At 56.4% G+C, this 1,447-nt stretch carries 2 protein-coding genes and 1 pseudogene; 2 read left to right on the top strand and 1 reads right to left on the bottom strand.

All coding sequences use genetic code 11. The annotated features are described in order from the left end of the window. Positions 1-138 (bottom strand): annotated as a pseudogene (locus Q4Q11_RS31785) (MarR family transcriptional regulator); the annotation flags it as partial. Positions 139-237: 99 nt separating this feature from the next. Between Q4Q11_RS31785 and Q4Q11_RS31780 the strand changes: the two are divergent. Beyond that, positions 238-777 carry a hypothetical protein gene (locus tag Q4Q11_RS31780; protein ID WP_498571976.1) on the top strand — a complete coding sequence of 180 codons (540 nt, stop codon included), beginning with the start codon at positions 238-240 and terminating at the stop codon, positions 775-777. Between the two features lie 2 nt (positions 778-779). Further along, positions 780-1,447: lytic transglycosylase domain-containing protein (locus tag Q4Q11_RS31775; protein WP_113222311.1), on the top strand; the 668-nt coding region annotated here is incomplete at its 3' end.

The following is a 1,447-nucleotide window of genomic DNA, read 5'->3' as shown; positions in this document are numbered from 1 at the left end:
GTAGAGAACACTCATCATGCCGACCTGTTTCAGTCGGGATTGCGGTGTCTCGTCCTCCTGCGGATTATCCATGATCTCATGCAGGATGAAGGCTGCAAACGAAAGACTGTGCCACTGCGTGGTTAGGGTACTTGTCATCTTTTTAACTGCATCATATAAGTAAGTATAAATTATCAACGACGCCTGATTCGTCGTCGGACGGATCGTTTGATATCGCCACATCGAAGGACCATGCTTATGAAACGCCTTCTGGTTGGAACAATCTTCGCCATTACCGGCTGCATTCCTTTATACCTCATTTCCGAGCGGCATGCGCGCGCCGATGATTGGGGATGCCAGGTTATCCTGTGCCTTTCCAATCCGGGTGGACCTACACAATATGCCGCCTGCCGTCCGCCGATCAGCAAGCTCTGGCGGGAGCTTGCCAAGGGGCATTCCTTTCCCACCTGCAGCGGTGTCGGCTTCCGGGCATCACGTCCTGGTTACGAGTCCTATTTCTGCAGTGATAGCTATCGCCTGACGACAGGCTATGGCGAGCGCGGTCAACAGGAGACCTGCGTTTCGCGAACCCTTTCCAAGGTTGACGGCGGCTATTGTGCCTCCGGTCGTGACGGCAGCGCTAGAGACGATGGGCTGGTGGTATCGGCGCGCTGGCAGCGGGATGGCCGGCACCTACAGTGCATGGGCTACCCGACGGCGCGGCCGAATGTGCGATCCGAGCCCCATTATGTCGATGTGACCATCGACGGCGTTGGAAGCCAGCGGGTGTGGTACTGATCATGGCGGCCTCCTTCACCGATCTTGCCCAGACCTGTGCGCCGGCGATTGCGATCGAAACGCTTGCAGCGATCGTCAGTCTCGAAAGCCAATTCCAGCCTTTTGATGTTCGGGTGCGAGGAAGTTCATCTCTTCATCAACAGCCAAAGAACAAAGCCGAAGCGGTCGAAACCGCAACACTGCTGATGGCGGAACATAAAGATGTCCAACTAGGGCTTGGAGGCATTAGCATCGTCGAATTGCGCAAGTTTGATCTCAGCATCGCGGATGCCTTCGATCCATGCCTCAACCTCAAGGCAACGGCGACACTGCTCGATGGTTACTATCGTTTGGCCGTGCGCGCCGGCGCGACATTGCAACAGGCTGAGCGCGTGATGCTGCAATCCTACTACGGGCGCTCCGATCCATCGGTCGGAAAGATGGCCCAGTATGACGATCAGGTCCAAAGCGAGGCCAAACGGCTTTCGAAGACGCTGTCCACCATAGCGATAGGGCAGAATGTCGGGCGGCCGACAGTTCCCCAACTCCAGACCAATGATCCGTCCTTGAACGGTGAGCAAAAGCCTTTGCCCGAACGGTCGGCGAAACCGCCGTCTTGGGATGTCTTCCATGCGGCGCGGCAGTCATCTGCGCTGGTCTTCCAAAATGATCAACCGGAGCAGTCTGAATG

The sequence above is a fragment of the Rhizobium sp. UFLA01-1127 genome (genome assembly GCF_059803845.1).
Note: the sequence above shows the minus strand (reverse complement) of the source record. Positions and strands in the feature narration are given on the sequence as shown.